The organism is Bradyrhizobium sp. Arg237L (assembly GCF_029990105.1).
GTDB lineage: Bacteria > Pseudomonadota > Alphaproteobacteria > Rhizobiales > Xanthobacteraceae > Bradyrhizobium.
Genome location: NZ_JAQMIL010000142.1, coordinates 1 through 7,723, shown reverse-complemented (window position 1 = coordinate 7,723; position 7,723 = coordinate 1). Strand labels below are relative to the sequence as shown.

Below are 7,723 nucleotides of genomic sequence, written 5' to 3'. Positions count from 1 at the left end.
ACGAGCGCAGCGGGCCTGAACGCTTTCTCGAAACCTACGCGGTTCTGACCGAACTGGTTCGCTCGCTCGGAACGGATCCTGATATCCGCGCGGCGGAAGGTCTGGGGCGACTGGTGGCGCAACTCCACACGCTACGGCGCATGTCGGTCTCTGTCGCCGGAATGCTCGAAGCCGGTAGGGAGCCGGTGGTCGAAGCAGCCATCGTCAAGGACATGGGAACGATCTGGGAGCAGCGGTTGCCACACAAGGTGCGCGATCTCGCCGCCTTCGTCGATCCCGAAGCCAGCAACCACGCTACCCTCGATGAGTGCCTCGCCTTCAACATCAAGATTGCCCCCAAGCTCACGATTCAGGGCGGCACCACTGAGGTTCTGCGCGGAATCATCGCGCGCGGGCTCGGGCTACGCTGACGTCAAAATTCTGGGAGCCGCTCATGACCGAAAATGCCGGCAGGATGGGGCTCGCAAGTGTTCTGGTGCCCGAGCCAAACGTAAGATCGGCCGCATTGCATCTGGTCGGCGAGATCGCTGAATGTGCGCCCGCTCGCGCTGATCTCGACGCGAGCCCACCATTCACCGGCCTTGCCGAACGGGTGGCCACTATGAGTTGAAGGAGCAGTCGTGCTTCGGCAGACCGAGGATTTCAAGGAGGGCGTCAGGACAACGGCGGAACGTCGCTCTGCGAATTTCGGATGAGCGTCAAGCCCGGCTTGCAGTCAAAACCCTTGGAGGGTTGCGAAACCGTCTTCAGCGGATCTTGATGAGCCGCTTGCCGGTATTCTCGCCTCGGTAGAGTCCGGCGATCGCTCCCGGCGCGTGTTCGATGCCGTTCTGTATGTCTTCGGAATAGCGCAACCGTCCATCGCGAACCCATTGTGCTAGACGAGAAACGGCCTCTTCGTACCGAGGTGCGTAGTCGAAGATGACGAAACCCTGCATGCGTGCGCGCTTGACCAGCAAGTGACGCTCGGCGCGCGGACCGTTTGGCCAAGGATCCCAACTCGAGAACGAAGCAGTTCCGCAAATCACCACGCGCGCGCCGACGGCGAGACGCCGAAGTACGATGTCGCTGATGGCGCCACCGGTATTGTCGAAATAGAGATCGATCCCCCGTGGGCAAGCCTTGCCGAGCGCAGAGTCCAAATTGTCGCTCTTGTAATCGTACGCCTCGTCATAGCCGAACAGCTCACGGCACTGGGCGACCTTCGCCGGTCCGCCGGCAATCCCGACCGTTTGGCAACCCGACAGCTTCGCGATTTGGCCGACCGCCGACCCCACCGCGCCGGCCGCGGTCGACACCACCACCGTATCGCCAGGGCGCGGCTGGCCGATGTCCAGCAGCCCGAAATAGGCGGTGATCCCGTTGAGACCGGTGACGCCGAGCGAGAGCGAAAGCGGCAGGCCGTCTTCCCGAATCTTTCGCGTGACGGCGGCAGGTCCGACGACCGCGAATTCCTGCCACCCGAACATGCCCATCACCATATCGCCCGGCTTGAAGTCGGGATGTGCTGATTGTAGCACTTCGCCAGCGGCGAATGAGCGCATCACTTCGCCGATGCGCACTGGCTCCGAATAATTGGCGACGCTACTGACCCAGCCGCGCATAGCGGGTTCGACCGAAAGAAAAACGTTTTGTATCAGGATCTGCCCGTCCAGCAGATCGGGAACGTCAGACTCGATGATCTCGAAATCGTCGGCCTGCGGAATATCGGCCGGCCGGGATTTCAGAATGACCTGACGATTGCGATTGTTCTTCATGGCCAACGGTTCCTGTTGAGGTCGATTCCGGAAGGCGAGGCCGTCCAATCTTCAATAGAGGAAGACCGTCGAATTCGCCAGTCACCCTTGGTCGATTCCCAAAGGCGTTTTCTTGTCGTTTGCGACGCTTGATATGGCGTGTGACTGAACGCTTGCATTATGCGATCAAACCCCAATCCCAACATCTGTTCGAAACAGTCCGTGACCGATTGTATGCAAGCGATTGAGGTATGGACCTGCATGCAATTGTCGGGAGTCGGAAACAGAGGGGATCGAATTGGTCTCGGTGTGCGTCGAAGACGCGGATCTGAAAAAAGGTCACGCTGGAGACTCCCGAATATCTGGCAGCCGGCGCGCCATGCGCGATCCGCTGACCAATAAGCATTGAATCACTGACTTGCGTCAACGGACTGCTGTTGGACACGTCGACTGCACTGGAGATCCTCCGCGGCATCGGTGCTGAGGCGCGGGAAGGGTTGCGTCTCATCTCGAGATGCGGACATGAAGCGGCAACGCTGGGTTCGCTCGGCTTTACGGGTCGGTTCACATGGCTGCCAGTTTTTCGCGCAGCCGGTCGACGGCCTCGGGATTAGCCAACGCTGAGAGGTCGCCGGGATCCTTGTCCTCGAACACGGCACGCAACACGCGGCGCATGATCTTCAAATTGCGGGTGCGTGGCAGATCATCGACGAACAGAATCATTTCGGGGCGATAAGATGTGCCCATTCCTGCGACTATGGCCGACGACAGTTGGTCTTCGAGGCTGCGATCGCCCACGACGCCCAGCATCGGCACGCAGGCACACACGATGGCCGAGCCCTTGACCGGATGCGGAATGCCGAACACGGCGGCTTCTGCAAGCTTGCCGGTCGCGATCAGAATGCCTTCGAGTTCCGACGGCCCGGTGCGCTTGCCGGCGATCTTGATGGTGTCGTCGGAGCGGCCGAGAATGTAGTAGAGCCCGTCCTGGCCACGCATCGCGAAATCGCCATGAACCCACAATCCGGGCAGTGTGCTCCAGTAGCTTTCGATATAGCGCGCATCGGCCTTCCACAGGCTCTTGGTCAGTCCAATCGAGGAATGCCGCAGAACCAGTTCGCCGACCGTCCCATCGGGGACGCGCTGCCCCGTCAAATCGACGATGTCGGCGCCTACGCCTAGCGCGGGTCGCGCGAAAGAGCCCGGGTTCATCGGGTGATTGGGCGTTCCGGTGAAGATGCAGCCACCGACTTCGGTGCCGCCTGACATGTTGATGATCGGGATCTTCTTCTTGCAAACGTGCTCGAAGAACCACAGCCAAGGCGCTGTGGTCCACGCTTCGCCGCCGGAGGCCGTCATCCGCAGGCTGGAAAGATCGTAGGATTCGATTTCGAGCCCGTAACGCATCAAACTGCGCACGATCGTCGGCGACACACCAAGATAGGTCACCCGATGCTCGGTGATCAGTCGCCAGAACCGTCCCGTATCCGGATAATCCGGAGTGCCTTCGGCTACCAGCAAGCTGCCACCGGCGAAACTCGGGACGCAGGCGCACATCGCGCCGACCATCCAGCCCATATCGCTGAAAAAGAAAAACCGATCCGCCGATTTGAAGTCGCTGCAGATGATCATATCGCGGGTCACCATCGAGCCGATGAACCCGATATGGTTCCAAACGCATCCCTTCGGTTCGCCTGACGTACCTGAGGTGTAGAGCAGGATCGCCGGGTCTTCCGCCTGCATCTCGGCAGTTGCAATCATGTCGCCCTTGCCGGCGATGGCATCATCCCACCAGAGGTCCCGGCCCTTCCGCATTGGCGTGTCGATCGCAAGACTGTCGCGACGCGCGACGATCACGTTTTCTACGGTCGGCGAGGCCTCCAGGGCCATGTCGAGCACAGATTTGAGCGGCCCCGGAGCGCCGCGCCGCCATGTGCCGTCAGCGGTGATGACGGCCTTTGCTTCTCCATGATTCAAGCGGGTCTGAATCGGCGTATGGCCGAACCCGGAGAACAGCGGCATGACGATCGCGCCGAGTTTCAGGATGGCAAAGAACGCGACGAACGTCTCCGGCAGGTTCGGCATGTAGATTGCGACCACGTCGCCGCGTCCGATTCCGATATCGTGCAGCCCCTGCGCCAATCGCCCGACTTCGCGGTCGAATTCACGGTAGCTCAGCGAGCGGCGTTCACGCTTGTCTTCGCCTTCCCAGACGAGGAACGTCTGGTCCCACACCGCGGTGTCGCGATGCTTGTCGAGGCAATTTAGCACGATATTGGTGGTGCCGCCGACGCACCAGCGCGCCCACGCCTGACCGCTGGAAACATCCAGCATCTGGTCGTAGTTGCGGTAAAATCTCACATCGCAGAACTTGAAGACTTCCTGCATCAGCCATGCGGGATCGGCTTCGGCTCTTGACGCGAGTTCGTCATAATCGTTTTGGCCGGTGGCACGCAGAAACGCCGTCAAATTGCTTGCCGCCGCCAGTTCTGATGGCGGCGTCCAGATATACGGCGTGGCGTTGTTCATGTCTGTCATCTCAGGGCTATCTCACATCGACCGGAGGGAAGCAGCGCAAGTGCGTTACTTCTTGAGCAGCGGGCAGGCGCTTTCTTCCGGCGTCACGAAAGCATCCTTGCCGGGGATCACCCGAACCAGCTTTTCGTAGTCCCATGCCCCCTTCGATTCGGCGGGCGACTTGGCTTGCACCAGATACATGTCATGGATCAACTGGCCATCTTCGCGCAGCGACGCGTTGCGGGCGAAGAAATCCTCGATAGGCATCGACTTCAATTGCGCGATCACCTTCGGGCCGTCGTCAGTGCCGGACTTTTCGATGGCCTTGAGATAATTGGTCACCGCTGAGTAAAGCCCGGCATGAACCATATTCGGCCGCTTGCCGGTCTTGTCCAAGAACTTCTCGGCGAAGGCCCGCGTTTGGTCGTCGAGATCCCAATAGAAACCGGTTGTCACCAGCAGCCCTTGCGCTACCTGCAATCCAATAGCGTGGATATCGCTGCTCTGCATCAGGAACACCGCCAGGTGCGGCTTGCCTTTGGTGAGTCCGAATTCCTGAGCCTGCCGGATCGAGTTTGCGAGGTCGCCGCCAGTGTTGGCGAACGCGACGACGTCGGCCTTGGAGTTTTGCGCCTGCAGGATATAGGACGAGAAGTCCATACTGTTGAGGGGATGGCGGGCTTCACCGGCGACAGTGCCGCCGAGTCTGTCCACCGTCTTGGCCGCATCATTGCGCAACGCATGACCGAAAGCGTAATCGACGGTCAAGAAATACCAACTCTTGGCGCCCTCCATGACGAGCGCCCGCGCCGTGCTATTGGCGAGTGCGTAGGTGTTATAGATCCATTGTGCGGAATTTGGCGAACACGCTTTGCCGGTAAGATCAGACGAACCTGCGGAAGCAACCAAAATAGCTTTGTTTTTCTGCTTGGCCAGTTCCAGCACAGCAAAGGCCACAGCCGAGTTGACGAGGTCGACGATGACGTCAACGTTTTCATTTTCGTACCAGCGCCGCGCGATGGCAGCACCGACGTCCGCCTTGTTCTGGTGGTCGGCATCCATCATGACGATCGGCTTGCCGGCTACCTTGCCGCCGAAATCCGCGATCGCCATCCGAACGGCTTCTACCGACAACGGACCGGCAGCATCGGCGTAAACGCCGCTCAGATCGGTCAGCACGCCGATCTTGACGCTGTCGTCCGATATCTGTGCATGCGCCGATGTCGCGATCAGCGTTGCGACGCAGACGAGGGTAAATAGGTTCAGGATGTTCTTCATGGTTTCCTTCCCAGGTTTTGTTCAGGCCTCTTTGGCTATTTTTTTGTTGTAGAGCGCAAATCGAAAATTCTCGGCCATGAGGCCGGATCCTGGCTGCTCGGAGCGTGTGCTTCTGGATCCTGTGGTTGGTGTCATCGGCGGCGCATCGATATAGATGGTCCACGCCGACAGTTTGCCGCAGGCCAAGGCGCTCGCGCAGAAATCAAATACGGCTTGGCGGCAACTGCCGAGCCAAGGGCTTCCGCGGAGATGAAGGCGACGACTTCTTCCTGAAGCATGGTTTCGTGGCGCGAAACAACGGTAGATTGCCGAAGGCAAAGAGCCAGGTTGACGACGCTTTCGACTTCCGCAGCCGATATGTTTATGTCAGCGCACCGGATCATGTGCTTGAGGCGCGGTACGCGGGATTGATCGGCATGATCGATGCGCCGATACCGTTCAGCTCCAACCAGTGAACCAAAAAGTCCGGGTGGTTCTCGATCAGCATTCCGATGTGATGGCCCTGGACGTAACCGGCGGCGCAATAGTGCGCCTGCAGTGCTGACACGCTTGCCGCGCGTCCAAATTGGGCGCCGTCAGGCACACAGTTTCGGTCGGTGCGTGGATGGACACAGACAGACGAGCTGAAAGGCGAGGCGCCAGCTGTCGATAAGAAGATGCTGTGGAGCGTGTACATGCGGGCCAACGCAGGAACGTGAGATAAAATCGCGCGCAGAGACCAATTCCGCGTAGGTGGCCAATAGGCTCCGCGTTCCGAAAAAGTGTCAAGCAATTAAAGAGTTTTATAAAACTCATATGTATTTCCAAGCGTCATTTTGCCAAATTTGACTCTCGCGCAGCGGACAGAAGTAATCCGAGTGCGGCGGCGTGAGCGTCGTATCGAAGGCGAAAACATTCTGACGTGATGAGTACGATCGCGGGTTCGACGGCTCGCTTTCGAGGACGAGACGTCGCCGTGCCAGCGGTGATGCGGTATTTCGCATGTGATGGAAAAATGTCCGAGACGCCGCAACTGGTCGTTTATGTGAGCCTTCAGCGGACGGACATAGACGATCGCAAACTCTTGAGGAGCATCGTGGTGGCGACAGAGTTCTCGTGATCGAGGTGCCGTACGCGGCATTTCGTATTCGATATAGAGACTAGATTGCCGAGTTGTCGCAGGCGATGACGCTCGAGCCTGATGATCTAATCTTCATTGGAACGATAGTCGGCGTAGGCTTTGGACCGGCAAGTTTCTCGAGAATTGTTTACCATGCGGAGGAATCCGCTTGACAGTGATGGGCAGCATCACTTTCGGGTCGCGTGGCGAGTGGACGCACCCCCGCGTGTTGCAGGTGCAGTTCCAGAGCGTCGATGGCCATAGTGTCGGGACGGCTCCCGGCAAGTCGTCGTGGCTCCGCAGGAGATGGCGTCGGGAGTGTTGATCTATCCGTTCGCGAACGCTCGAGGGAGCTAGACTAGGAGGGCAGCGCGCTTTCTAAACTCGTCTCAGCTCAGTGCTCGACTCAGACAGGCGCAGTGCCCACGACCTGTGGAGCCTTCTCGAAACACTCGATCAGCATCTCGGTGAGGATTCTTACCTTGCGAGCGGGATGCTGACCTGGCGGCCGGACGAGAAATACGCCTGCAGGGCGTATTGGGTGGCGAGTCATGACTGGAACAAGCGCGCCAGAGGCCAGATGCTCATAGATGAGGCCCTCGGGGAGATAAGCGATGCCTAGCCCCGCTAGGGCGGCGGCGACTAGCGCTGTGCCGTTGTCGGCCTTGAAGCGCCCCTGCGGTCGAATCGTGATAATTTTTTCACCATCCATGAACTGCCAAGTTTCAGTGCCCTGCATGAGAGCTTGATGGGTAAGGAGTTCATCCGGCGTTTCAGGCGATCCGTGCGCTTTGATATATTCCGGACTCGCAACTAACTTCCCATCGATCGGTCCCACGCGTCTTGCGATCAGGTTAGAGTCCTGAAGATGGCCAAGCCGTATCGCACAATCGTAACCCTCTGCGATGAGATCTACGAAGCGATCACTGTAGCAGGTGTGGATGTGGAGATGGGGATGACGTCGCGCCATTTCCGCGAAGACAGAAGCGAAGTGAGTCGGGCCGAAGGAAAGCGGTGCAGCAACGCGCAAGCGGCCGCGAAGGTCACCGGCGGGTAGGATCGTTTCCTTGGCAACATCGATCTCGGCGCAGAC

At 59.0% G+C, this 7,723-nt stretch carries 6 protein-coding genes and 1 pseudogene; 2 read left to right on the top strand and 5 right to left on the bottom strand.

From position 1 onward, the window contains the following. Both OZ411_RS42200 and OZ411_RS42195 read left to right on the top strand, forming a co-directional pair. Positions 1–410 (top strand): annotated as a pseudogene (locus OZ411_RS42200) (acyl-CoA dehydrogenase); the annotation flags it as partial. Between the two features lie 23 nt (positions 411–433). Continuing rightward, on the top strand, positions 434–610 hold the full coding sequence (locus OZ411_RS42195) for a hypothetical protein (RefSeq protein WP_282532693.1): 177 nt from the start codon (positions 434–436) through the stop codon (positions 608–610). Positions 611–746: 136 nt separating this feature from the next. Here OZ411_RS42195 and OZ411_RS42190 read toward each other — a convergent pair whose 3' ends face one another. From OZ411_RS42190 to OZ411_RS42170, 5 genes are all read right to left on the bottom strand, one after another. Next, on the bottom strand, positions 747–1,757 hold the full coding sequence (locus OZ411_RS42190; protein ID WP_282532694.1) for an NADP-dependent oxidoreductase: 1,011 nt from the start codon (positions 1,755–1,757) through the stop codon (positions 747–749). A gap of 543 nt (positions 1,758–2,300) precedes the next feature. Continuing rightward, positions 2,301–4,274 (bottom strand): AMP-binding protein, encoded by a 1,974-nt coding sequence (locus tag OZ411_RS42185; protein WP_282532692.1) that lies wholly within the window; start codon positions 4,272–4,274, stop codon positions 2,301–2,303. Positions 4,275–4,319: 45 nt separating this feature from the next. Beyond that, positions 4,320–5,531: an ABC transporter substrate-binding protein gene (locus OZ411_RS42180; protein ID WP_282532691.1), complete on the bottom strand. Its 1,212-nt coding sequence runs from the start codon at positions 5,529–5,531 to the stop codon at positions 4,320–4,322. A gap of 379 nt (positions 5,532–5,910) precedes the next feature. Beyond that, a complete protein-coding gene (locus tag OZ411_RS42175; RefSeq protein ID WP_282532690.1) occupies positions 5,911–6,078 on the bottom strand; it encodes a hypothetical protein in 168 nt (55 codons plus the stop codon). Positions 6,079–7,036: 958 nt separating this feature from the next. After that, positions 7,037–7,723, bottom strand: a 687-nt coding sequence (locus OZ411_RS42170; protein ID WP_282532689.1) for a substrate binding domain-containing protein, incomplete at its 5' end; no start/stop codon positions are given.

Excerpts from the sequence above, each read along its gene's own strand:
- OZ411_RS42195 (WP_282532693.1), top strand. The coding sequence starts at position 434 with ATGACCGAAAATGCCGGCAGGATGGGGCTCGCAAGTGTTCTGGTGCCC.
- OZ411_RS42190 (WP_282532694.1), bottom strand. The coding sequence starts at position 1,757 with ATGAAGAACAATCGCAATCGTCAGGTCATTCTGAAATCCCGGCCGGCC.
- OZ411_RS42185 (WP_282532692.1), bottom strand. The coding sequence starts at position 4,274 with ATGACAGACATGAACAACGCCACGCCGTATATCTGGACGCCGCCATCA.
- OZ411_RS42180 (WP_282532691.1), bottom strand. The coding sequence starts at position 5,531 with ATGAAGAACATCCTGAACCTATTTACCCTCGTCTGCGTCGCAACGCTG.